Source organism: Corynebacterium drakensteinense (assembly GCF_041224285.1).
GTDB lineage: Bacteria > Actinomycetota > Actinomycetes > Mycobacteriales > Mycobacteriaceae > Corynebacterium.
Window position 1 is genome coordinate 253,732 of sequence record NZ_JAXOFP010000001.1, and the last position, 22,286, is coordinate 276,017.

A 22,286-nucleotide genomic window follows, 5' to 3' on the forward strand; every position below is an offset into this window, starting at 1 on the left:
GTGTTTTTTATGCGCTAGCTTTTCGCGATTATGCACTTACGCATTTATGCACTAAGCGTTTGTGTGCCTTCTTCGCTGTCGTGCGAAGCAAGCTCGGTTACTGAGATGTGTGCTGCATCGATGCCCCAGGTGACTTCGTCGTCAAGCTGCAGCCCCAGCTCTTCTGCTTTTTCCGGAGAGATTGTCACGTCAAGCTGCTCGCCGCCAGTTTCGACGGTGATATCGCAGACCGTTGGGTGCGGCACCGAGATATCAACGATCGTTCCCGTCCAGCAGTTGGTTACTGCAGACTGGTCTGTGGCGGTGGAGTGGTTGGCCACGCTGTGTGCGGAACCTTTGCGCAACCAGGCTGCAGATGGCAGCCACGTAACGAGTAGCTTGGCCCCGTCGGCCGCAGAAGGTGCCTTTTTTCCGGCATGACCAGCAGCATCGATCGCCAGCGTCAACTTTCCGCAGTTGATCGAGGTGGCGTGTGCGGAACTGTCTGCTGCAGCTGCCACTGTGCCGGCGAGGGCGTTGAGCCCCAGCGTCGTTGCCAAGAACTTCGTGTTTGGTGCCGTGGCCAGTGACGCCGTTTCACCATAAGATACGATACGACCGGCCGCGATCGACATGACGTTATCAGACAGCGAAGCGATGTCGTGGCCGTTGTGCGTGACCAACAAAGTGGTGCGCTGCCGCGCTGTGGCGCGGAAATAGGCTTTCCACTGCGCTGCAATTGAGCTGTCTAGGCCCGCGAACGGTTCATCCAAAATGAGAACTTCTGGGCTGGCTGCGATCGCACGCACGATAGCGACCTGGCGCGATTGTCCACCAGAAAGTGCCGGGACGGGAACGGATTCGAGTTCACTCAGACCGGCGGCTTCGAGCAGTGCTCGCGCGCGTTCTGTATCGCGGGTGGCCATGGTGATGGCTTGTATGACGTTCGCTGCCGGGGGTAATGCCGGGTTTTGCGTGAGAATGATGACCTTTGGCTGCTTCTGATACTCGCTGCCGTCGTCGTCAAAAAACTTAATGTCTGCGCCACCCAGGCGACCGGCGATGGCCTTCATCAACGTGGTTTTTCCGGCACCATTGGATCCGACAACAGCAGTGGTCTGGCCGGAATCGATGTCACAACCGTTCACACGTAGTGCAACGGGGGTTGTTGTTTCGTCGGTGAGTTCGCTCAACCGCCTGCGATTCAGGCCGACGTTCCGGCTCACGCGGTGCTTGTGGCGTTTTTTCAGCAACGTTGGCACACCGGATAGGCACAACACGACGATTGCGATGAAAATCAGCAAAACTGCTTGGGTGTACGCGATATCCGCATCAACTTCGCGATTGAGATAAATGGCCAACGGCAGGGTGCGGGTTTCACCGGGTAGGGAGCCGGCAAACGTCAGGGTGGCACCGAATTCACCCAGCGAGCGGGCAAACGCGAGACCGGCACCGGTGCCCACCGCGGGAATGATCGTCGGTAAGATCACACGCCAAATTACCCGGCGGTAGCTCATGCCAATGCTGAGTGCAGAATCGATGATCTCGCGATTGATCTGGCGCAGCGCAGAGTCTGCGGATACCACGACGAACGGAAGCGTGACGAATATGTGGGAGGCGATCACGCCGCTAAAAGTAAAGGCGATGTTGATGCCGAGTGCATCCAAAATGCCGGAAGTATACGACCGGCGGCCGATGGCGGCGGTCAGCGCAAGACCGGCCACCACCGGCGGCATCGCCAACGGTAGAACGACCAAAAGTCGCACAAACCAGGTGCCGCCACTGTTGTGTAATAGCCACAGCGATAAGGGAATACCCAGCAGGATCGTAATCAGGGTGGACAAAAATGCCGCCGACAACGATAACCACACTGCAGTGAGCGTGGATGGTTCAGCAATAACCTCGGTGAATCGATCCCAGGGGACGCGGAAAATCAGGGCCAACAGCGGGCCCAGCACCGTCACCACAGCTACTCCCGCCAGCAGCATCAGGCCAATCGGATTGTTCGGTCGAACTGGTTGCGGGGTCCACTCAGTTGAATGAGCTTGCGCCATGGTGCGGTACTTCCTCGGTTTAGTTTTTAGTTCTTCGCTGGCAGGAAGCCGGCGCCTTCCCAAACCGAACGCAGTGCTTCACTCTGCAACAATTCGAGAACAGCCTGTGCTGCTTCGGCGTTCGCAGCGTTCTGCAACACAGCTGCAGGGTATTCATTGACGAATTCTTCCGATTGTGGAATCTCGATGACCTCGACGTCATCGCCAGCGGCGACGGCATCAGTCTTGTACACCCATGCTGCGTCAGCCTGGCCGGACAGCACCTTGCCCAGCGTGTCGGTTACGGAGTGCTCCAACGACGACGGGTGCAGTTCCAAGTCGTTTTCTGCAGCCAGTTTTTCGGTCAAGTCACCACAAGGCACCGAAGGATCACAAACCACCAAAGTGGTGTCTTCGGTCAGGTCGTCGACGCTTTCGATACCTGCTGGGTTGGCCTTCGGGACGACCATGACCAAGGTGTTTCCCGCGACCAATTCGAAATCTTCCACGTCGCCGTTGCTCTTGGCTTGCTCCATGGCCTTGAGGTTTGCGGTCAGCAAGACGTCAGCTGGCGCACCTTCGTTGATTTGGTTGACCAGGTCGGTCGAGCCCGCGTTGTTAATGGTCAAGTTGACTGGTGGATCCAGCTTCTTGGCTTCTTCGACCAGTTCATCACCAATAACGCGAGTGGATGCGGCGGCGAACAGGGTTACATCCTGTGCTTCTGCGTTCGACGCTGTGCTGTCAGCGGCGGAGCTTTCGCTGGAGGAACCACCGTCAGACTGGCAGCCTGCCAAGGTCAGCGCGCCGGCAGCTAGGGCACCGGTGGCGATGCGACGGATAGTTGTTGCTCGGTTACGAGGAAGCATGGAATTTCTCCTTTTCGCAAGATAAATGTGCATGTGCGCGCACGTGGATGTCATTCCCGTTGAATGTTTTCCAGGCTTCCATTATACAAATTCATACGATTTTCCCGGGTAAAACCACTGAGGAAAAATCCCGTTTGACGTGAGAGTTTGACCGCGAGCGATGTGGCGGCAGACACAGCCACCAAACCGGAGAACCCCGCTAGCACAGCTTTTTGCACGAGCTCGAAACTTGCGCGTGAAGTCATGACCAAATACATGCCGTGCACAGGAATCATATCGTTCATCAGCAGTGCCCCGATCACCTTATCTGCGGCGTTATGGCGGCCGATGTCTTCGCGCGCGTACAACAGTTCCCCGTCGCCGGTGACAGCCCCGGCTGCATGAATGCCCCCGGTGCGTCGGAAAGCCTTTTGGTCGTCGTGCAACAAGCCGGGGAGACCGAGGACGAATTCCGCGGTGGGAGTGACAGGCTGGATCGGATAGGCGATGCGCTTTTCGACGTCGTCGATCGAAGTAGTGCCGCAGATTCCGCAGGCCGAGTTCATCGTGACCGTACGCACCGGTAGATTGGTGGCTCCGGACGGTGATGCGGTGGCAGTGGTGTGGGCGGCTAATGTCACATCGATGGTGTTAAAGGTGTTCAGTCCATCGCCGCCGACGGCTCCGCCGCAATAGCGCATGGTCGCGACATCAGCAGCAGCGGCGATGACGCCTTCGGCATACAGCAGGCCGTGCACCAACTCGAAGTCATGGCCGGGGGTACGCATCGTCGTGACGAAATCGGTGCCATCAACCCGGATCTGGAGCGGTTCTTCCACCGCTAAAGTGTCGACCCGCTCGGAGATGTCAAATTCTGTTGCCGGTTGTGCATCCGCGGTGTTGCGATAGACGCGGGTAATTGGGGTCCGTGCTGTCAGTCGTTGTGCCATGGAAATACCTCATCGATTTCATTGCGTCTCGTCAACGTTGTAGTGCGTCTCGGAGCCGGGCGTAGCAGTCTGGTGAGGCAATTGCTCCAAGCAAGTCTGTACCGCGAGATTGAGTTCTTCCGCAGTCTGTCCCCGTGCTGACTTTCCGGCTGCCAACCCGACGAGAAATGCCGTCACCGGCGCTGCTGGGCGTGAGTGGGTGTGCGCAACGTAGCTGGTGAGATCCAAGATGTCTTTAATATTGGCGCGCAGGACTTGGTGATCGATCGCAAAAGTATCCAGAACTGCCGCGAGCCAGGTGCTTGCTGCTACTTCTTCGGGGCTGGCCTTGACTTTGTTTGACTTACCCGGTGTGTTCGACTTACCCGGTGTGTCACTGTCGTCGGCGGCGCTTTCGGAACGAGTGGTGTCTGCACTGCGTGTGGTCATGTGCCCAGGGTAGTAGTTTTTTAACCGCCTGCGAATGGTGGCAAAACGTCGACGCGTTGTACGCCGACAAGGGAAGACGACGGTGCGGCGGCTGCGCCGTCGAGAAGGAAACTACAGCGGGGAAAAATATCTGCCAGGCTCATCCCAGAATCCGTGGTTCCGGTGTGTTGTTGTGCAAGCGCGTTAAGCAGCTCGGCGAGAGTGGAAAAATTGGTGTCGGAAACGTCTTCCTGGGCGGTACCTGCAGCGGCGCGGGCGGCAGAAAAATAGTGAATACGCAGCATGATAGTTCCCATTCTGCCTGCTGCAGACGCACCTGTGCAAAGCGTGATGCACAGGTGCGGTGCGAGCCTTGTACACACTGTGTCCCGCGCCACGACGAGCGGGGTCGGGGCCCGATATATATCGGGGCCTGGGCCCTATATATCTGGACAAGAGTGCTTAAATAAAACTATGAGCAACCAGCCACAGCAGGCAGAAAGCCCAGAAAGCCCTGAAAGCCCAGAAGGCACAGCAAACACAGAAACGCAATCTGGCGTGACAAACCGCGCGCAAAAGCCAACTCCTGAAGAGCACCTGGCGAATATCTCCTCGCTGCTCGAAAAATTTGCTAGCTGGCCACGCACGGAAACCATCCCAGTGGCATCCGCACTGGAGCGCTGCGTGACAGCCACGGTGACTGCGCCGTACGATTCGCCGCGGTTTTCTAATTCGCAAGTCGATGGCTACGCGCTTAGCCAGGCTGCCCTAGAACGCGTGCCCGCAGATTTCCTCGTCGGCGCTGATATTCCAGCAGGTACCGATCCCGCCGAGGTGTATCCGGACGGCATTGACCCACGCGGTACGGGCGAGACCATCGTGCCGATCATGACGGGATCGAAGGTGCCCGACGATGTTGCAGCCATCGTCCGTGTAGAAGATGCAGTGCCAGACGAATTCCCAGACGGCGGTGCCGACTCTGCAGCACCAACCGCAAGCGATGCGGCGCGGAGACGCACAATCGCCGAGGCGCAACCCGGGCAGTTCATTCGCAAGCAAGGTGTCGATAGCAGCGCGGGCGATGCCATCGTCGATGCCGGCGAGATTATTAGCCCGACTGCGATCGCTGCGTTAGCGTTTCAAGGAGTACCGACCATCGAGGTGCGCACCCGGGCGCGAATCCTTATTGCTACAGGTGGGGCAGAGGTCGCAGAGACCGCAGAGGTCGGCGAACATAATGGCGGCCTCGGAGCAGCGATCATTCCTGACGCCAATTTTCCGATGATGGCAGCCCAGGCGCAGCGTTTCGGGATTGAGGTCGTCGGGCGCGTACACATTGACGACGACGTCGACAAGCTTGCTGCCCGTTTGCGCGCAGCCATCGAGCAGCATCGCCCGGATGTGGTGGTGACCTCAGGCGGAATCAGCAAAGGCAAATATGAAGTCGTGCGACAGTTGCTTGGCGACGCTCCCGACGCCTGGTTTGGCGCGGTGAGCCAGCAACCCGGTGGTCCGCAAGGGTACGGCAGTTTCTGCGGGGTGCCGTGCGTGTGTTTGCCGGGCAACCCGGTCTCGTCGTTGGTGAGTTTCCGTTTATTCGTCGCTCCACTGCTGGGGACAGTTCCTGCGCCGATTGAGGTAATCGCAGGCGAAACGTTAACTGGGCTCGCTGATAAAGATCAGTTCGTTCGCGCGCGTTTGGACTACTCGGGTGGACACGTGCGCGCGCACGTCGTTTCTGGACCAGGATCGCACCTGTTACAGCAGGCGGTGGCAGCAGATGCGCTGTTGCGTATACCTGCCGGAGCAACCATTTCTGCACGCCAGCGTGTGCTCGCATACCGCCTGTAGCCCGTGGTACGGCAGGAATCGAACTGCTGCGTGCGCATATGACTCTGCACGCACGCAGATAAAAACGGGTGCATTTAAAGGCTGGCAGCATTGGTTAATCGGCATGTCTGTCGTCTAAGATTTGGGGCGCTCTTCCCAGGCTGTGATTTGTAACATAAGATTTGGGTATAAAATTAAGGAGACCCCATGGCATCGGACACCTCGCCGTCTTCGGCGTCCTCATCCTCAACAACATCGACATCGGCATCAACATCGTCATCAACGTCAGCACCAACACCGACGAAATTCTTTTCTCGCACACGAATCATCGCGCCGAAAGAATTCAATCGTTGGTTGATCCCACCAGCCGCTTTGGCTATACACCTGTCCATTGGGCAGGTGTATGCATTTTCGGTCTTTAAAGCTCCTTTGATGGACTTTTTCGACGTCCGCGAAGTAGCGGTTGGTTGGATCTTTTCGTTGGCGATCGGCATGCTCGGCTTGTCATCGGCGGTTGCCGGAAACTGGGTAGAAAAAGTAGGGCCCCGGACCTCCATGGCAACGGCAGGGCTGTTTTGGGTGGTCGGATTCTTTGTTGCGACCTTCGGCTTGGCGGCAGGCCAGTTGTGGATGGTGTATTTAGGTTACGGCGTCATCGGCGGTATCGGTCTTGGTATCGGCTATATTTCTCCAGTCTCGACGTTAATGAAGTGGTTCCCCGATAAGCCCGGGCTTGCCACAGGTATGGCGATCATGGGCTTCGGTGGTGGAGCTCTCATTGCTAGTCCAGCGTCGAACACCATGATGGAGCTGTTCGGTGGTGGTTCTGAAACTGCCGAACTTGCCGACGGTCTCTACGGCACCTTTTTGACCCTTGCCATTCTCTACCTGATCGTTATTGCGCTTGGTTCTTACGCCATTCGCTTGCCGCACCCGGATTGGAAGCCCGCCGGATACGAGCCTTCCGAAGATACCGGATCGAAGATGAAAACCGCCGGAAACGTGTCGGCAAATACTGCTGTGCGCACCCCACAGTTCTGGCTGCTGTGGATCGTCTTGTTCGTTAATGTCACCGCGGGTATCGGAATTCTGGAAAATGCTGCACCGATGGCGCAGGATTACTTCCCAGAAATTACCGCGGGTGCTGCTGCCGGCTATGTTGGCTTGCTCTCTCTGGCGAACATGGGAGGTCGATTCGTCTGGTCGACGGTCTCTGACTGGATCGGTCGCAAGAACACCTACTTCCTCTACCTCGGTGTCGGCCTCGTGCTGTACCTGGTGGTTGCTACTTTCTCCTCGGCCTCGCTGGCAATTTTTGTGCTCAGCACGCTCGTGATCATTTCGTTCTATGGTGGTGGGTTTTCCACGGTTCCGGCCTACCTCAAAGATCTCTTCGGAGTGTATAACGTTGGAGCCATCCACGGTCGGTTGCTCACGGCCTGGGCAGCTGCTGGCATCGCTGGCCCGCTTATCGTAAACACTCTGGTGGAATCGCGTGTCGACGCCGGTCTTAGCGGGGCGGACCTGTACCGTGCCAGCCTTCTACTCATGTGTGGGCTCTTGGCCGTCGGTGTCGTCGCCAACTTGCTGATCAAACCGGTAGCCGAAAAACACCATGTTGCTGTCAGCGTGGTGAAAGAAAAAGAGGCTGCAGACCGTAAAGCCGTTGATGATGCCGAGCGCGCCGCCCGCGAAAGCGGGAAGACGAAGGGGAACTCGAGCTTTGTGCACAACGCAGTCTCGCTCATCTTGGGCATCTTCATCGGTGCAAGCTTGGCCTTCGGTCTCTGGGATACCATTGCCCGTGCTGCAGGCTTGTTCACCGGTTAAAGCTTTCCCAGTTTGTTAAACGGGGTCGGCGGTAGAATTGCTTATATGGCTGTAAAAAGTTCTAGCAGGCAGCACAAGGCTTGCGCAGTCTTCTACAGCCTTGACCAGGTCACAGCCCAGTCTGTGAAAGGAAGGCTACACATGACACCGAACGCCCCAGGCAGAACTGACCGGCAACCAGAGCGTACCGACGCTAACGGTAACGCAGCGCATGCGCCGCATGTGGCGCAGGCAAAGCCTGCAACGGCCAAAGGCACCCGCACCGGCTTGGTGCTGGTGTCTTCGACGCGTGCTGCGCAAGGCATTTACACTGATGAATCTGGGCCGATCGCTGTGGAGTTTTTGCGTGCGAAGGGATTCGACACCCCTGATGCAACCATCGTCGCGGATAAAGACATTACGGCTGTTATCGACGACATCATCGCTGATCCAGACCGTCCCGACGTCATCGTGACTTCTGGCGGCACCGGAATCAGCCCCGATGATCGAGTTATCGAATCTTTGCAGCCGCACCTGGATCGCGAACTTCCCGGCGTTGCGCACGCTTTTTGGGCCGCAGGGATGGCGAAAACCCCGTCGGCTGTGCTCTCCCGCGCGCTGGCAGGCACGATTGGCCAGACTTTCGTTATGGCGCTGCCCGGTTCACCCGGCGGGGTGCGTGATGGTGTAAAAATTCTTGACGAGGTTTTGGCACACGCAGTCGACGTATTGAAAGGACACCAAGTCACCAACCATGGCAAACACCACTCCTGATCCCGCGCGGCCGGCACCTGTAACCGAGCGCATCATCGGCACGGTCTTGACGGACCAGCCACTGGAACCACTGCGCGATGAAGCCAGCCGCCTAGTACCGGATGCCACCGCTGGCGCCGTCGTTATCTTCGATGGAATCATCCGTAACCACGACGGCGGCCATGCGGTCGACGAGTTGGTTTACACCTCGCACCCGTCCGCGCCGCAAGAATTAGCTCGTGTGGTAGCTGAGATCGCCGAGGAATACCCGCAGGTGCGGCTATGGGCTGCGCACCGTACGGGCAAGCTCGGCATTGGTGAGTTGGCTTTCGCGGTGATCGTAGCTAGCGCACACCGGAAAGAAGCCTTCGCTGCCTGCGCTGAACTCGCCGAACAAGTCAAAGCTACGGTGCCGATCTGGAAGGAACAATTCCTTGCCGACGGTTCGGCGCAGTGGGTCGGCCTGGACTAGAAAGCAGCCCCAGCTGAACAGGAGATACCTCATATGGAATTTGCGCCACAAACAGTGGCTCGCTACCAGCGCCAACTGAGTTTGCGCGGCTTTGGGCGCGATGCTCAACAGAAGCTGGCTGGATCGCACGTCGTTGTCGTGGGGGCAGGCGGGCTGGGGTCTCCGGTTTTGCTGTATCTGGCAGCGGCTGGGGTGGGCGCGCTGACCATCATCGATGGTGATGAAGTCTCACTGTCGAACTTACACCGGCAGATCATTCACACCACCGAGACAATCGGGACAGCAAAAGTAGATTCGGCGCGGCGAGCTATCCGCGCGCTGAATCCGGAGATTGCCGTCGCCGTCATCAACGCCGATCTTGACCGCGACAATGCCCGTGAAATTTTCAGCGGGGCAGACCTGGTCATTGATGGCACCGATAACTTGGGTACGCGCTATCTCATCTCGTGGGCGGCCTTGCGTAGCGGAATCCCGCACATCTGGGGCTCAATCCTCGGTTTTGATGCACAAATGTCGGTCTTTGGCCTCGGCGATGGGCCGATTTACGAGGATGTTTTTCCCACACCGCCGCCGGTCGGTTCGGTGCCGTCGTGCGCACAGGCGGGTGTGTTGGGGCCTGTCGTGGGTACCGTGGGTTCGGCGATGGCCTTGGAAGCGATTAAGGTTCTCACCGGCATTGGCACACCACTTGCTGGTCGGCTGGGCTATTTCGATGCTTTGTCCGGTAGCTGGGAATATATCCCGGTCCAGGCCAAGCACAGCACGCGCGAGATGGTTTGGGAGACGGGTCCAATCCAGGCCGAAACCAGCGAAGAACCCGAATCGCTTATCGACGAAGGTAAGCCGGTCGAAGAAATTCCTGCTGAGGCTGTCGTCATCGATGTTCGTGAGCCCGAGGAATACTCCGAATATGTCATTCCGGGCGCGGTTAATATTCCACTGTCCACGTTCTCCGGCGATGATGATTCGCCTGGCGCCGGTATTGTGAGCGCGGCACAACTAATTTCTGTGGTGCGTGCACATGATCCCGAGCATCCCGTCATCATCTATTGCGCTGCGGGTAAACGCTCCACGCAGGCGATCAAACAGCTACGCGATTACGGGCTCGAAAACCTCGGCAATCTCCGCGGAGGGATCGATGCCTGGCTTGCGCGCCAGACTGATTAAATTCTCGCGATTACTGCGTCTGTGGGCTTACTGTGTCTGCGGGCTTCGCGGTGGCTTGATCACTCCTGCGAGTTCGCAGGAAGCTCGACGGCACCGCGCGCCTTCAGCTCAGCGAGGGTGTCGTAATCGGTCTCCAGCCCCGTGCCGTCGACACCGAGCCAATCTGAATGACGGACCAATGCGCGCGCTGGTTTATCGTGGGGATCGCCAATTTCGGTCAGCGCTGAGCTTAGTTGTGCCGTTTTCCATACCGAGCACAATGGATTGGCAATTCCCGCATCATCTTTGATGATGGCAGCATCACGCTCGGCATTGTTTGCCAGCGTATTGGCGAGTTGGGGCAGCAGCTTCCAAGAATCTGGTGCGTCCACGCTGAAAATAGCCACGCGGGAAGACGATGCTGGAATAGCCTGCAGCCCAGCGGAAATTCCTGCGAGCGGACCACCAAAAGCTGGGCTTTCTGCGGTATGCGCAATATTTTCGGCCAACGTTTTCGTCGACACAATCACGATATTGTCTTGCGCGATTCCCAGCGACTGCAGCCCAGCGAGGAGATGGTCGATCAAGCGGATGCCATTGAGGCTGATCGTGGATTTATCGATCCCGCCCATACGCGCAGAACGCCCACCGGCCACGATGATGGCAGCAAGATTGTCGCGTTGCGGGGCGGCGTCGGCAAGAAAGCTGTGTTCTAGGCGCTCGTGTGCGTGTTTCATGTGGGGGAGGTGCGGTTTCTTGGAGTTGTGGTTTCTTGTATTTGGGGGTGCTGATCTGGGACTGGTCGAGTTCTATTTCGGTTCTGGTCGGGACCAGTCGCCAGAACGGCCACCGGATTTCTTGATGATCGCGCAATTGGTGATGTAGGCGCTGCGGTCGACGCCTTTGACCATGTCGATAACGTTGAGCGCCGCGACATTGACTGCGGTGAGTGCTTCCATTTCTACGCCCGTGCGGTCGGCGGTGCGCACGGTTGCAGTGATGTGCAGGTGGTCGTCGTAAAGCTCGAGAGAGACCTCGCAGCCGTGAACACCGATTGTGTGCGCCAGCGGTAGTAATTCGGGCACCCGCTTGGCAGCAGAGATTCCACTCAGGCGCGCAACCGCGAACACATCGCCTTTCGGCACTGTGCCATCACGCAGGGCTTGCAGAATCTCTGCCGAACACACGACGGAAGCGACCGCAGTAGCCGAGCGCACGGTGGGTGTTTTTTCTGTGACATCAACCATGTAGGCGTTGCCGGAGGCATCCAGGTGAGGGGGTTGTTTCATCAGTGTTTTCCTTAGCTTTTCTTTACGGTCGCTGTGGTTGTCTTTGTGATCGTGGTTGTGCGGTTGTAACGGATGGAGTCACGGAGAAAGTGGCGGGCAGGGGCTGAAGTAAGCGTTGAGCTTACCTGAGCACCCGCACTGCAGATGGGGTGTTGTCGCTTTCGGCTGGGTCAAGCACAATCAGGCCCTCGATGCCCACGAGGGAGTTGACAAAATGCGAACCCAGCTTTCCAGATTGAGCTGGCACCGCGTGCAGAGCGGGGGCAGCGTTCTCGCCCGCAGGCTGGTTGGCTGCGTCCAGCCGGACCGGAATTAATTGCGTTTTGCTAGCTCGCGGATTCGGCAGCTGTGGATCCGGGGTTGCATAGAGCACGCGATGCGGCCACCATGCAGAATTCGCACTCACTGCAGCTGCAGCAGAATCACGGGCTGGCGCCACGCGCCCCTGCAGGATGCGCAAACATGCGATGACATACACCAGCGCCGAGACGTAGGCCGCAACCGGGTTGCCCGGTAATGTCACCATCGCGACGTCGTTCCATTTTCCGGCGCCCTGCGGCGATCCGGGCCGTTGCGCTACCTTACCGAACCAGAGTTGTGCGTTCGGCGACTGCCGCACCGCGGCCTTGACGACGTCGAACGCGCCTTGCGAGATACCACCGGTGGTCACTACCAGGTCAACTGGGTTTTCGCTGCGCGTAGTCAGCTCGTCCAGTAGTTCTTGCAGGGTAGATACTCCATCACCAACGTGAAAGCGTTCGACGATGACCGGGCCATGTTCTTCGAGCAAACGGGTGATCATCGGGCCATTGGAATCCGCGATGCGGAAATTGTGCCCGGCAGCGTCGTCTTCGAAACCGGCAGCTGTCTTCTCAGCAGAAACCAGTTCATCGCCCGAAGAAATCACCGCGATTCGGGGAATGCGAAAAACCGGAATGTGCATCACACCTGCGTTGAGTAAATACGCCAAGCATCCGGCGTCGACAAGCGTGTGGGCCGACAGGATCTCGTCGTCGGGACGAACGACCTCGCCGCGCAGTCGGATATGCCGCTTGTCCGGCAGAGAATTGATCGTGACGGAGCGTGGTAGCTGTGATGGGCCAACTTGCGCATCAGTGAGCTCGGTCGGGATCACCCGCAGGCGGCGGGGATCCGCACTAATCGGCGCGCCAGTCATGATACGTAGCGCACCCCCGGGCGAAAACTCCTGTGGTTTCGCGCCAGCAGCGACTTCACCGACTACCGGCAAAGTCCACGGGCCAGCCCCCGCGACGTCAGCATCGTGGACAACAAAACCATCCATCGACGAATTATTAAAAGCAGGGATCGCTGCTTTCGCTTTGATGCTGCGGGACAAAAAACGCCCCGGCGCATCCTGGATTGCGAGCAGTTCTGGCTCAGTTGCTGTGACGAGGTTGCGTACGCGCGAAAGATGCTGTGCAACCGTGACCGGTGTAGAGGAATTCATCGCTATGCTGCAGTTCTTTATCCGCCGATGGCCGACATGGTGCGTGCAGGCTGCAAAAAGCCTTCGTCGTTGATGCCGTGGCCGGGGAGTTTCTCCCACATCGCACCTGCCCAGATTGTTGCTAGCTCATCGTCACTGGCGCCTCGGCGCATGAGATCGCGTAATTGGGTTTCGCTGTTGCTGAACAAACAGGTACGAATCGCGCCATCGGCAGTCAAGCGGGTGCGGTCACAATCGCCGCAGAACGGGTAGGAGACCGAACTGATAATGCCCAATTTCCCACGCTGAACGCTGCGCTCATTCTCGTCCCAGACATCCCAGAGCGCTGCCGGGGCAGAACCACGCGGTTGCTTCGCTGGGGTCATCGGAAATGCTGATTGCAATTTAGCCAAAATCTCATCTGCGGTGATCATGTCTTCGCGCGACCACGACTCACGTGGGCCCAACGGCATTTGTTCGATAAAGCGCAATTGCGCACCTTTATCGAGTGCGAATGCCGCCAGATCGATCACGTCGTCCTCATTGACGCCTTTCATCACTAGGGCGTTGATCTTGATGGGATTGAGCCCGGCTTCGGCACACTTATCAATCGAACGCAGTACATGCGCCAGGCGGTCGCGCCGGGTCAGCGCAGCGTATCTTTCGCGGTCGATGGTATCGAGCGAGATGTTAATCCGATCCAAGCCAGCTGCGGCCAGGCTGTCGACGCGCTTATCGAGTCCCAGACCGTTAGTAGTTAGCGCGATTTCTGGAGCACCGCCAGTAGTCGTCGTCAAGGCCTTGGTGCGTTCGATGATGCTTGCGAGAGATTTCCGCAGCAGTGGTTCACCACCGGTAAACCGCAGTTTGGTGACACCAAGTTGTTCAACGGCGATGCGCACCAAACGAACGACCTCATCGTCGGAAAGCACCGCGGAATTGTGCATCCATTCCAGACCTTCTGCCGGCATGCAATAGGTGCACCGCAGGTTGCACTTGTCCGTTAAACTCACGCGGAGATCACGAGCAACGCGGCCGTAACGGTCAAGCAACTGGCGCGTGCCATCGGCATGTGCGGCCGGTAAATCGGCGGCGACATGCGGGACTCCTGCCGAAGATTTCGACGGAGTGAGCGGGTTCGGCAACAATACAGAAGGTGACATATCAGACCCCATTTTAGTGGTTGAGTGCAGGGCTGACAATGCGCTGCCTAGTGGTGATCGTCATGCTGACTAGCATCGATTACGTTGTCGGCACCGCCATCCCCGTCAGGGGTGTCGTCGTTACTGCGATCACCAGGCCCGGGCAACGCAATGACCTCGAGCCGGCCGGCTTTTAAGTGCTCGCGGAGATCTTTTTTATCGAATTTGCCGACGGAGGTCTTGTCGATCGAATCGACAAACGCCCAGTATTCCGGGGTCATCCAATTGGGGAGCGATTCGCGCAGGTAATCGCGCAGCTGACGCGCGGTGGCCGCATTGCGGGGAATATCAGCGTGCAGGACCGTGACCGCCAAAGGGCGCTCATTCCACTTGGTATTCGGATACCCGATCACTGCACATTCGACGACTTTGTCCGAGGCCATCACCATATTTTCCAGCCCGACGGAATAAATCCATTCGCCGCCCGAGCGAATGACATCGCGAGCGCGATCAGAGACCGTCAAAAAGCCATCCTTGGTAATCGAGCCCACGTCGCCGGTGCGCAGCCAACCGTCGTCAGTAAATTTATTACGCGCTTCATCGATATCATCGGCGACATCCTGGCCCCGAAATTCGGTGGCGTTGCCCGTAGATTCTTCGGCTGCGGAATGGAAATACGAGCTGGTGACCAGGTTGCCGCGAACCTGGATTTCACCTTCGTTGCGGTCGGTATTCGGAACGATTTCGCCGTCGTTGACCACCCGGTATTGCAGCATCGACGGGAAACGCCCCTGCGAGATGCGATAACCCCAACGGGTTTCTCCCGATGTTCCAGATGGTGGGCGTGAGACCGTACCGATGCTCGTGGTTTCTGCCATGCCCCAGACATGAACCACGTCGACGCCGTAGCGTTCTTCCCAGATTTTGATCAAGGCAGGTGGGGCCGGGGAGCCACCAGCGAAAATTTCGACCAATGACATCCGCTCCGGGGGATTGTGCAAATAATGGACCATCAGTTGGATCCATAACGATGGAACCCCATTGGCGCGGCGAGGATGGGTGGCTTGGATGATTTTCGCCAGCGTTGCCGCGGATGTATCAGCATCGGGTAGCACCAGTGGAGCGCCCGATAAAAATGCTGCAAACGGAACACTCCAGCACAGCACGTGATAAATGGGGATGCCGCAGAGAAATGATTCGCCGTGGGTGACCGCAATAGAATCGGTGGTCCGCAGCTGCAAGGCGGCAAGATAAATGGAGCGGTGCGAATACACCACGCCCTTCGGCGCACCCGTCGTGCCCGTCGAGTAACACAAGGCAGTGGCTTCACGCTCGTCGACCTCGGGCCAGGGATACGTGGTGGGGTGGCCGTCGAGAAGCGATTCGTAGGAGTGGATCTCGATGTGGCCGGGCAGCACGCGCGCGTAGTCAGCGAGTTCGGCTGGGGTGGGCAAGCCAATAAAGGCCACGGCGCGAACGCAGGGGGTTTGGGTGGCGATGTCGCGCACCAGGTCGATCATCCGTGGATCGACCACCAAAACTTCGGTGTGGCCGTGGTTGACGATGTGCGTGAGCTGATCAAGCATGAGCTGCTTATTCAGCGGTGCAAAAACCGCGCCCATGGACATCACCCCGAACATGACTTCGAGGTGCTCTGCGCAGTTATTCAGCAGTGATCCCACCCGTTGATCGCCCGTGATGCCGAGTTTGTCGTGCAGAGCGTGGGCGAAAGCGCTAGCGCGTGAGGCGATCGCACTGAATGTGGTCTCTGACGGGCCATCGGGGGACCAGGTAGTGACTTTGGTGGTGGCATGCGCGCTACGGCCGTATTCCAGAATCCTGGATACAGACAGCGGTAGATCCTGCATCGTCGAGAGCATGATTCCAATTTTAGCGCTCCGGGCGTGCAGCGTTATGGGCAACGCCACAGATGGGCTGAGTGGGGATTAGCATAGATGTGCGCTACACTGGTTCTGAAATCGGTAGGTAGGCGTTTTGTGCCGTCTATGCGATTATTCCGAAAGCTTGCGAAAATAACTGCCATTGCGTCGTTGTTGCTTTGTGCGTCGCTTTCAGTGTCGAGCGTCTGTGACGTTTGGTGCTTTTCGACGTAAGTGCTGCTTGTCGACGTAAACGGTGAAGCCGTGGCATGAGCCTATGAGGCTAGATGCGCAAGATTTTGGAATGAAACTTTTAACTTTCCTCTACAATCACTGCGCTGCGTTTGGATCGCTTATTGTCGGAAAATCCTACAGCATTCTGCGAATCCTTCGTACAGCGTGCTCCGCACAGCGCAGCCTGCATTGTAGGTTGGGCAACCCGAGGACTCGGGGTCATCTCAGTTACGCGAGAACATCGACGCGAAAGGACATCCGTGAGCACAACGGACAACCCAGACCTGTATTCCATGAAGCTTCCCGAACTCCGGGCGCTCGCTCTTGAGAAGGGGTTGAAGAGCATTACTGCCCTGCGCAAGGGCGAGTTGATCATGGCGATCGAAACAGGCAAAGTGCCGCGTAAATCTACCGAAAAGCCGCTGCCGCGGGTGAAGAAATCGGATAAGCAAACACCACAAATTGCAGAAACCGATGCGCAGGACGCCGTGCAGCCGGGTAGTGCACACGGCGATAACGTCGATAACGACACCCCGTCGCCTGCAGCCGCGCGCCGTGCACGTCGCGTCCGCGCGAAAGCCCGGGTTAACGACAACGAAACTCAGAGCGACCAGAAAAGCGGCGATAATAAAGACGGCGCCAATCACGACGCTGCCGCTGCAGCAAACGAAGCGGGACAGCCAGGTGCAGGACATGATGACCAGCACCAGCAACCAGGTGATGCCGATAATCAGCAGGTGAAACATCGCGGTGGAGCAGAAGGAAATTCGCGCCGGGGACGTCGTGGTCGCCGGGTACGTCGCTTGAGCGAAAGCAACCAACACCGTGACAACAACCGCGACGACAACCAGGGCCAGGGCCGCGATAACCGCGACCACAACGACGCCGACGCTTCCCAGAACAATGCCGATAGTCGTGACAACAACCGTGGTAACGATAACCGCAACAATGACAACCGCGGCAACGATAACCGCGGCCATGACAACCGCAACAATGGTTTGCAGGAAGTCGCCGGCATTCTGGAAGTCGTCGACGGCAACGCCGCGTTCTTGCGCACGACCGGTTACCGCCCAAGCTCATTGGATGTTTTCGTCAACACCAACTTGGTGCGCCGCTTCCACCTGCGCACCGGTGATTACCTAACCGGCAAGGTCAAAATGACCGGTGGCGGACAATCGCACGGCAAGGGTCGCAACCGCAAGAAATACAACCAGATGGTTTTCGTCGAAACCGTCAACGGCCTGCACCCAGAGGAAGCAAAGCAGCGTCCCCAGTTCAGCAAGCTAACTCCGCTGTACCCGAACAAACGCCTGCGGCTGGAAACCGAACCGAAGATCTTGACCACGCGTGTGATCGACTTGATCATGCCGATCGGTAAGGGACAGCGCGCGCTCATCGTCTCGCCACCAAAAGCGGGCAAGACCACGATTCTGCAAAACATCGCGAACGCGATTACCACGAACAACCCAGAGTGCTACCTGATGGTCGTGCTTGTCGACGAACGCCCAGAAGAAGTTACGGACATGCAACGTAACGTCAACGGCGAAGTGATTGCTTCGACATTCGATCGTCCACCATCAGAGCACACCGCCGTCGCCGAGCTGGCTATCGAACGCGCGAAGCGTTTGGTCGAGCAAGGCCAAGACGTCGTCGTATTGCTGGACTCGATCACCCGTTTGGGCCGTGCGTACAACAACTCTTCGCCAGCATCGGGGCGCATCTTGTCCGGTGGTGTGGACTCGAACGCGTTGTACCCACCGAAGCGATTCCTGGGTGCAGCCCGCAATATCGAGGACGGAGGATCGCTGACGATCATCGCCACCGCCATGGTGGAGACTGGTTCGACCGGCGATACCGTTATCTTCGAGGAGTTCAAGGGCACCGGCAACGCGGAACTCAAGCTGGATCGCGGCATTTCCGAGCGTCGGGTATTCCCAGCAGTTGACGTCAACCCATCGGGTACGCGCAAAGACGAACTACTGTTGGTTCCAGAAGAAGCCCGCATCATGACGAAGCTGCGCCGTATTCTGTCTGCTTTGGATTCTCACCAGGCGATCGATTTGTTGATCAAGCAGCTGCGAAAGACGAAGTCGAACGGCGAATTCTTGATGCAGGTTGCATCGTCTGCCCCAATGGCAGCGGCACTTGAAGAAGAGGACTAATCCATGGCTAATGAGGTATCGCTTGTCGACGACGTCGTCTCCGAATATCAGGGCATTGAAGCCCAGATGGCGGACCCGTCGATCGCTGGGGATCAAGCACAATTCGGCAAGCTCTCGAAGCGCTACGCCGAGTTGCGCCCCATCATGATCACGTACGAAGAGCTCACTGCCGCGCAGGATGACCTCGAAGCCGCCCGCGAAATGGCCTATGAGGACCACGATTTCCAGGCGGAGGCGGAAGCACTTGCGGAACAAGTAGAGCAGTTGCAGGAAAAGCTCGCTGACCTACTTGCTCCTCGTGATCCGCAGGATGCTGAAGACATCATTATGGAAATCAAAGCCGGTGCCGGCGGAGAAGAAGCAGCATTGTTCGCGGCTGATCTGGCGCGTATGTATGAGCGCTTTGCCGACAAAGCTGGCTTTGCCTGGAACGTTTTGGCATTGAACGAATCTGATCTGGGTGGGGTGAAGGATATGACCATTTCCTTCCGCGCGAAAACCCCAAGCCGCGATGGCGCGTGGGCGTTCTTCAAATATGAAGGTGGTGTCCACCGTGTGCAGCGCGTGCCAGTGACGGAATCACAGGGACGCATTCAGACTTCCGCCGCTGGTGTGCTGGTTTACCCGGAGCCTGACGAGGTTGAATCTGTCGATATCAACGAAAAAGATCTACGTATCGACGTCTACCGTTCCTCGGGTAAAGGTGGTCAGGGCGTTAACACCACCGACTCCGCAGTGCGCATCACGCACTTGCCGACCGGCTTGGTGGTGACCTGCCAGCAGGAACGTTCGCAGATCCAGAACAAGGCGCGTGCCATGCAGGTTCTGCAGGCTCGTCTTGACCAGATCGAGCGGGAAAAAGCAGACGCTGAAGCTGGTGAGCAACGTGCAAGCCAGGTTCGTTCCATGGATCGTTCCGAGCGCATTCGTACCTATAACTGGCCGGAGAATCGCATTGCCGATCACCGCATCGGATATAAAGCCAGCAACCTTGACAGTGTGCTCAATGGCGACATGCACGATCTGATCAAGGCTTTGCAGGATCAGGAACGCGCCGAGCGACTCGAGGCGAAATAAGCTGCAGTGAACACTGCGTCGAACATTACGTCGAACACTGTGTCATCTTCGGATAACCAGCATAGGTTGCTGCACGAGGTAGTGCGTGATGCAGCGCAGCGTTTTGCTGCCGCTGGAATCACCAATGCCGCAGGGGAAGCGCGTCTGTTAGCTGCACATTTTTTGGCAGTTGCGCCGACCGAGGTGTTTTTGCACTTGCGTGAACCTGCACCCGCTGGGTTGCGCGAGGCCATTGCGCGTCGTGAGCAACGCCAACCTTTGCAACACATCATCGGTACCGCACCTTTTGGGCCGCTGGAGCTGTTCGTGGGGCCTGGAGTGTTTATTCCGCGTCCAGAAACCGAGGTATTAGCGCAGTGGGCCGTCGACAAGCTTTCCGACGATCTCGCACGCGGAAAATATGCCGGCCGCACACCGCTGGTGCTTGACCTATGCACCGGCACTGGTGCGCTAGCTGCCTACATTGCTCACGAAGTGCGAAGCGCCCGGGTACTTGGTGTGGAATATTCACCGCAAGCCTGGGAATGGGCCAAGAAAAACCGCACCCAGTTGCAGGCGCAGACCCGCATTGATTACGAATTACACCTCGGCGATGTGCGAGAGGAAAATTTCTTTTCGCAGTTTGATGGCCAGGTGGATCTGATCGTGTCGAATCCACCGTATGTTCCCCGGGACGAGACGTTGAGCCCGGAGGTATATGCAGACCCAGATGATGCCGTTTTTGCTGGTGTTACCGGCATGGACGTCATCGATGACCTCGCACCGTTGGTAGCACGACTTTTGCGCCCCGGTGGCCTGGTGGGCATTGAACACGATGACTCGACATCGCGGCAGGTACAGCAGGTTTTGCGGGCCCAGCCCGACTTAGCCGAGGTTACCGCACTTGCGGATCTCACCGGCCGCGACCGATTTGTGACGGCGGCAAAACGCGTAGACTGAGCAGTTGATAAAAGTCAGCACCAACAAGGAGTACACAACGGCGATGAGCACGACATATTCCTGCGAGGATCGCGAGCAACGCACAGCGGGCATTAATGCCGCTGTCGAGGCTGTTCGTGCTGGCGAACTGGTCGTGATGCCAACCGATACCCTGTACGGGTTGGGTTGCAATGCTTTCGATAATGAAGCAGTGGCGCAATTGCTTGCGGCCAAGCAGCGCGGACGTGACATGCCGATAGCCGTTTTGGTTGGTTCCTGGTCAACCGTGCAAGGCTTGGTGCGGGAATTCCCTGAACAGACCAAAACGCTCATTGAGGCTTTTTGGCCAGGTGGATTATCGCTCATTGTTCCGCAGGCGCCGTCATTGCCTTGGGATCTTGGTGATACTCGTGGCACGGTGATGTTGCGCATGCCGTTACACCCCGTCGCTATTGAAATTTTGCGCGAGGTTGGCCCAATGGCTGTCTCGTCGGCGAATATTTCCGGACAACAATCGCCCACGTCGGTAACCGAGGCCGAACGCCAGCTTGGACGCAAAGTCAAGGTTTATCTGGACGATGGCGATAGTGAATTGGGGCAGGCATCGACGATCGTCGATTTGTCTGGGCCAGCCCCGGTCGTATTACGCGAAGGCGCAATCAGCACAGAGCACATTGCAGAGGTGCTCGAGCTTGCGCCGGAGGATCTGCGTAGAAAGAGCAAGTAATGGGTGCGGCAGGCATTCCTCTCCGGGAGCTCGGCTTGGTGTTGTTGGTTGCTGCCGTCGTAACTTTTCTCGTCACCGGCGGCGTACGCAATTTAATGATTCGTTCTGGCCGGATCGCCGAGATTAGATCCCGCGATGTGCATACCCAGCCGACCCCGCGTCTTGGCGGGGTGGCGATGTTCAGTGGGTTTTTGCTCGCAGTAGCCTTGGCGACGCAATTGCCGGCTCTCAACCGCGGATTCATGCCGGTCACCCCGGAGATGACTGCGGTGTTATGGTCAGCTTTCGCGATCGTGCTCGTCGGCGTCATAGATGATCTCTTCGAGCTGAGTGCGCTGGTGAAGCTTGTGGGGCAGATCGTTGCTGCCTGCCTCATGAGTCTTTTGGGGCTGACCTGGACCTTGCTGTTTCTGCCCGTCGGTGATGGAACCACCGTAGTGCTGGATCAAGTACAGTCTCTGATCTTGACTGTACTGTTCACGGTCACCCTGATCAACGCGATTAACTTTGTTGATGGTCTGGATGGTTTGGCGGCGGGCCTGGGGATGATTGCAGGTGGGGCGATTCTAGTTTTTTCGCTTACCGTGCTTTATGACCAAGGTGGGGCAGTATCGGCATATCCACCAGCCATCATCGCCACGGGATTGGTGGGCATGTGTGCAGGGTTTTTACCGCATAATTTTGAACCGTCACGCATATTTATGGGTGATTCTGGCTCCATGCTTATCGGAACGTTGCTTGCCGCCGCAGCTACTTCGGCGAGCGGCAAGATCAACATGGCTCTTTATGGAACTGCGGATATCGTCGCTTTGATTTCTCCGTTTATCGTCGTGCTCGCCGCAATCTTTATTCCCGTGTTAGACCTCATTTTGGCCGTGGTGCGTCGTCTAGCACGTGGACAGTCGCCGATGGCGGCTGATAAGCAGCACATCCATCACCGTCTTTTATCTCTGGGGCACACTCACCGGCGTACGGTTCTGGTGCTCTACCTGTGGGTGGCCGTGGTGGCATTTGGGGCTGTGAGTTTTTCCGTCGTGCCACCGTGGCTCGCGTTGAGCGGGACTGTCGTTGCTTTAATTGCAGCAGGCATAGTGACACTGATTCCGTTGCGTGCGGGAAAGATTGGTCGCACGCATCCACCATTAAAGTTTGTGACAAACCAACCGCCATCTTAAGGAATTA

21 protein-coding genes are annotated in these 22,286 nt (G+C 57.5%); 10 read left to right on the plus strand and 11 right to left on the minus strand.

What is annotated here, in order from left to right; all coding sequences use genetic code 11:
* Positions 1-44 precede the first annotated feature (44 nt).
* Genes U1140_RS01150 through U1140_RS01170 form a run of 5 tightly spaced genes read right to left on the minus strand, consistent with a single transcriptional unit; the run spans position 45 to position 4,520 of the window.
* Positions 45-2,033: an ATP-binding cassette domain-containing protein gene (locus tag U1140_RS01150; RefSeq protein WP_369845602.1), complete on the minus strand. Its 1,989-nt coding sequence runs from the start codon at positions 2,031-2,033 to the stop codon at positions 45-47.
* A 26-nt stretch (positions 2,034-2,059) separates the two neighbouring features.
* Positions 2,060-2,881, minus strand: a complete 822-nt coding sequence (modA, locus tag U1140_RS01155; protein WP_369845603.1) for a molybdate ABC transporter substrate-binding protein — start codon at positions 2,879-2,881, stop codon at positions 2,060-2,062.
* Positions 2,882-2,931: 50 nt separating this feature from the next.
* The gene (gene fdhD / locus U1140_RS01160; RefSeq protein WP_369845604.1) at positions 2,932-3,810 is read right to left on the minus strand and encodes a formate dehydrogenase accessory sulfurtransferase FdhD; all 879 of its coding nucleotides are present in this window, start codon (positions 3,808-3,810) and stop codon (positions 2,932-2,934) included.
* A gap of 18 nt (positions 3,811-3,828) precedes the next feature.
* The gene (locus U1140_RS01165) at positions 3,829-4,239 is read right to left on the minus strand and encodes a DUF6457 domain-containing protein (RefSeq protein WP_369845605.1); all 411 of its coding nucleotides are present in this window, start codon (positions 4,237-4,239) and stop codon (positions 3,829-3,831) included.
* A 20-nt stretch (positions 4,240-4,259) separates the two neighbouring features.
* Positions 4,260-4,520: a MoaD/ThiS family protein gene (locus tag U1140_RS01170; RefSeq protein ID WP_369845658.1), complete on the minus strand. Its 261-nt coding sequence runs from the start codon at positions 4,518-4,520 to the stop codon at positions 4,260-4,262.
* Positions 4,521-4,692: 172 nt separating this feature from the next.
* Here U1140_RS01170 and U1140_RS01175 point away from each other — a divergent pair, with 172 nt between their 5' ends.
* Positions 4,693-6,069 (plus strand): molybdopterin molybdotransferase MoeA, encoded by a 1,377-nt coding sequence (locus U1140_RS01175; protein ID WP_369845606.1) that lies wholly within the window; start codon positions 4,693-4,695, stop codon positions 6,067-6,069.
* A gap of 173 nt (positions 6,070-6,242) precedes the next feature.
* Here U1140_RS01175 and U1140_RS01180 read toward each other — a convergent pair whose 3' ends face one another.
* Positions 6,243-6,440 carry a hypothetical protein gene (locus U1140_RS01180; protein WP_369845607.1) on the minus strand — a complete coding sequence of 66 codons (198 nt, stop codon included), beginning with the start codon at positions 6,438-6,440 and terminating at the stop codon, positions 6,243-6,245.
* Here U1140_RS01180 and U1140_RS01185 point away from each other — a divergent pair.
* The 4 genes from U1140_RS01185 (at position 6,403) to U1140_RS01200 (ending at position 10,249) form a co-directional block, all read left to right on the plus strand.
* Positions 6,403-7,878: an L-lactate MFS transporter gene (locus U1140_RS01185; RefSeq protein WP_465246417.1), complete on the plus strand. Its 1,476-nt coding sequence runs from the start codon at positions 6,403-6,405 to the stop codon at positions 7,876-7,878. The genes U1140_RS01180 and U1140_RS01185 overlap by 38 nt on opposite strands.
* Positions 7,879-8,019: 141 nt before the next feature.
* The gene (locus U1140_RS01190) at positions 8,020-8,631 is read left to right on the plus strand and encodes a MogA/MoaB family molybdenum cofactor biosynthesis protein (protein WP_369845609.1); all 612 of its coding nucleotides are present in this window, start codon (positions 8,020-8,022) and stop codon (positions 8,629-8,631) included.
* Complete coding sequence (locus U1140_RS01195; RefSeq protein WP_369845610.1) at positions 8,612-9,082, plus strand: molybdenum cofactor biosynthesis protein MoaE; 471 nt, start codon at positions 8,612-8,614, stop codon at positions 9,080-9,082. The genes U1140_RS01190 and U1140_RS01195 overlap by 20 nt, the downstream gene beginning before the upstream one ends.
* Before the next feature lie 33 nt (positions 9,083-9,115).
* Entirely contained in the window at positions 9,116-10,249 is a 1,134-nt protein-coding gene (locus U1140_RS01200; RefSeq protein ID WP_369845611.1) for a ThiF family adenylyltransferase, read from the plus strand.
* 59 nt (positions 10,250-10,308) lie between these two features.
* Here the strand turns inward: U1140_RS01200 and mobA are convergent, their stop codons facing one another.
* From mobA to U1140_RS01225, 5 genes are all read right to left on the minus strand, one after another.
* Positions 10,309-10,965 (minus strand): molybdenum cofactor guanylyltransferase, encoded by a 657-nt coding sequence (gene mobA, locus U1140_RS01205; protein ID WP_369845612.1) that lies wholly within the window; start codon positions 10,963-10,965, stop codon positions 10,309-10,311.
* A gap of 72 nt (positions 10,966-11,037) precedes the next feature.
* Positions 11,038-11,517: a cyclic pyranopterin monophosphate synthase MoaC gene (moaC, locus tag U1140_RS01210; protein WP_369845613.1), complete on the minus strand. Its 480-nt coding sequence runs from the start codon at positions 11,515-11,517 to the stop codon at positions 11,038-11,040.
* A gap of 121 nt (positions 11,518-11,638) precedes the next feature.
* Entirely contained in the window at positions 11,639-12,985 is a 1,347-nt protein-coding gene (locus tag U1140_RS01215; RefSeq protein ID WP_369845614.1) for a molybdopterin molybdotransferase MoeA, read from the minus strand.
* Between the two features lie 17 nt (positions 12,986-13,002).
* Positions 13,003-14,127, minus strand: coding sequence for a GTP 3',8-cyclase MoaA (moaA, locus tag U1140_RS01220; protein ID WP_369845615.1), 1,125 nt, complete (start codon positions 14,125-14,127; stop codon positions 13,003-13,005).
* A gap of 47 nt (positions 14,128-14,174) precedes the next feature.
* The gene (locus tag U1140_RS01225; protein WP_369845616.1) at positions 14,175-15,986 is read right to left on the minus strand and encodes a long-chain fatty-acid--CoA ligase; all 1,812 of its coding nucleotides are present in this window, start codon (positions 15,984-15,986) and stop codon (positions 14,175-14,177) included.
* Between the two features lie 527 nt (positions 15,987-16,513).
* Here U1140_RS01225 and rho point away from each other — a divergent pair.
* From rho to U1140_RS01250, 5 genes are all read left to right on the plus strand, one after another.
* Positions 16,514-18,382 carry a transcription termination factor Rho gene (rho, locus tag U1140_RS01230; protein WP_459076881.1) on the plus strand — a complete coding sequence of 623 codons (1,869 nt, stop codon included), beginning with the start codon at positions 16,514-16,516 and terminating at the stop codon, positions 18,380-18,382.
* Between the two features lie 3 nt (positions 18,383-18,385).
* Positions 18,386-19,459 carry a peptide chain release factor 1 gene (gene prfA, locus U1140_RS01235; RefSeq protein WP_369845618.1) on the plus strand — a complete coding sequence of 358 codons (1,074 nt, stop codon included), beginning with the start codon at positions 18,386-18,388 and terminating at the stop codon, positions 19,457-19,459.
* 66 nt (positions 19,460-19,525) lie between these two features.
* Complete coding sequence (prmC, locus tag U1140_RS01240) at positions 19,526-20,398, plus strand: peptide chain release factor N(5)-glutamine methyltransferase (protein ID WP_369845659.1); 873 nt, start codon at positions 19,526-19,528, stop codon at positions 20,396-20,398.
* Between the two features lie 43 nt (positions 20,399-20,441).
* Positions 20,442-21,104 carry an L-threonylcarbamoyladenylate synthase gene (locus tag U1140_RS01245; RefSeq protein WP_369845620.1) on the plus strand — a complete coding sequence of 221 codons (663 nt, stop codon included), beginning with the start codon at positions 20,442-20,444 and terminating at the stop codon, positions 21,102-21,104.
* The gene (locus U1140_RS01250) at positions 21,104-22,279 is read left to right on the plus strand and encodes an MraY family glycosyltransferase (RefSeq protein WP_369845621.1); all 1,176 of its coding nucleotides are present in this window, start codon (positions 21,104-21,106) and stop codon (positions 22,277-22,279) included. Before U1140_RS01245 ends, U1140_RS01250 begins: the two co-directional genes overlap by 1 nt.
* The last annotated feature ends 7 nt before the right edge of the window (positions 22,280-22,286 follow it).

Excerpts from the sequence above, each read along its gene's own strand:
- U1140_RS01150 (WP_369845602.1), bottom strand. The coding sequence starts at position 2,033 with ATGGCGCAAGCTCATTCAACTGAGTGGACCCCGCAACCAGTTCGACCG.
- modA (WP_369845603.1), bottom strand. The coding sequence starts at position 2,881 with ATGCTTCCTCGTAACCGAGCAACAACTATCCGTCGCATCGCCACCGGT.
- fdhD (WP_369845604.1), bottom strand. The coding sequence starts at position 3,810 with ATGGCACAACGACTGACAGCACGGACCCCAATTACCCGCGTCTATCGC.
- U1140_RS01165 (WP_369845605.1), bottom strand. The coding sequence starts at position 4,239 with ATGACCACACGCAGTGCAGACACCACTCGTTCCGAAAGCGCCGCCGAC.
- U1140_RS01175 (WP_369845606.1), top strand. The coding sequence starts at position 4,693 with ATGAGCAACCAGCCACAGCAGGCAGAAAGCCCAGAAAGCCCTGAAAGC.
- U1140_RS01180 (WP_369845607.1), bottom strand. The coding sequence starts at position 6,440 with ATGGACAGGTGTATAGCCAAAGCGGCTGGTGGGATCAACCAACGATTG.
- U1140_RS01190 (WP_369845609.1), top strand. The coding sequence starts at position 8,020 with ATGACACCGAACGCCCCAGGCAGAACTGACCGGCAACCAGAGCGTACC.
- U1140_RS01195 (WP_369845610.1), top strand. The coding sequence starts at position 8,612 with ATGGCAAACACCACTCCTGATCCCGCGCGGCCGGCACCTGTAACCGAG.
- U1140_RS01200 (WP_369845611.1), top strand. The coding sequence starts at position 9,116 with ATGGAATTTGCGCCACAAACAGTGGCTCGCTACCAGCGCCAACTGAGT.
- mobA (WP_369845612.1), bottom strand. The coding sequence starts at position 10,965 with ATGAAACACGCACACGAGCGCCTAGAACACAGCTTTCTTGCCGACGCC.
- moaC (WP_369845613.1), bottom strand. The coding sequence starts at position 11,517 with ATGAAACAACCCCCTCACCTGGATGCCTCCGGCAACGCCTACATGGTT.
- U1140_RS01215 (WP_369845614.1), bottom strand. The coding sequence starts at position 12,985 with ATGAATTCCTCTACACCGGTCACGGTTGCACAGCATCTTTCGCGCGTA.
- moaA (WP_369845615.1), bottom strand. The coding sequence starts at position 14,127 with ATGTCACCTTCTGTATTGTTGCCGAACCCGCTCACTCCGTCGAAATCT.
- U1140_RS01225 (WP_369845616.1), bottom strand. The coding sequence starts at position 15,986 with ATGCTCTCGACGATGCAGGATCTACCGCTGTCTGTATCCAGGATTCTG.
- rho (WP_459076881.1), top strand. The coding sequence starts at position 16,514 with ATGAAGCTTCCCGAACTCCGGGCGCTCGCTCTTGAGAAGGGGTTGAAG.
- prfA (WP_369845618.1), top strand. The coding sequence starts at position 18,386 with ATGGCTAATGAGGTATCGCTTGTCGACGACGTCGTCTCCGAATATCAG.
- U1140_RS01245 (WP_369845620.1), top strand. The coding sequence starts at position 20,442 with ATGAGCACGACATATTCCTGCGAGGATCGCGAGCAACGCACAGCGGGC.
- U1140_RS01250 (WP_369845621.1), top strand. The coding sequence starts at position 21,104 with ATGGGTGCGGCAGGCATTCCTCTCCGGGAGCTCGGCTTGGTGTTGTTG.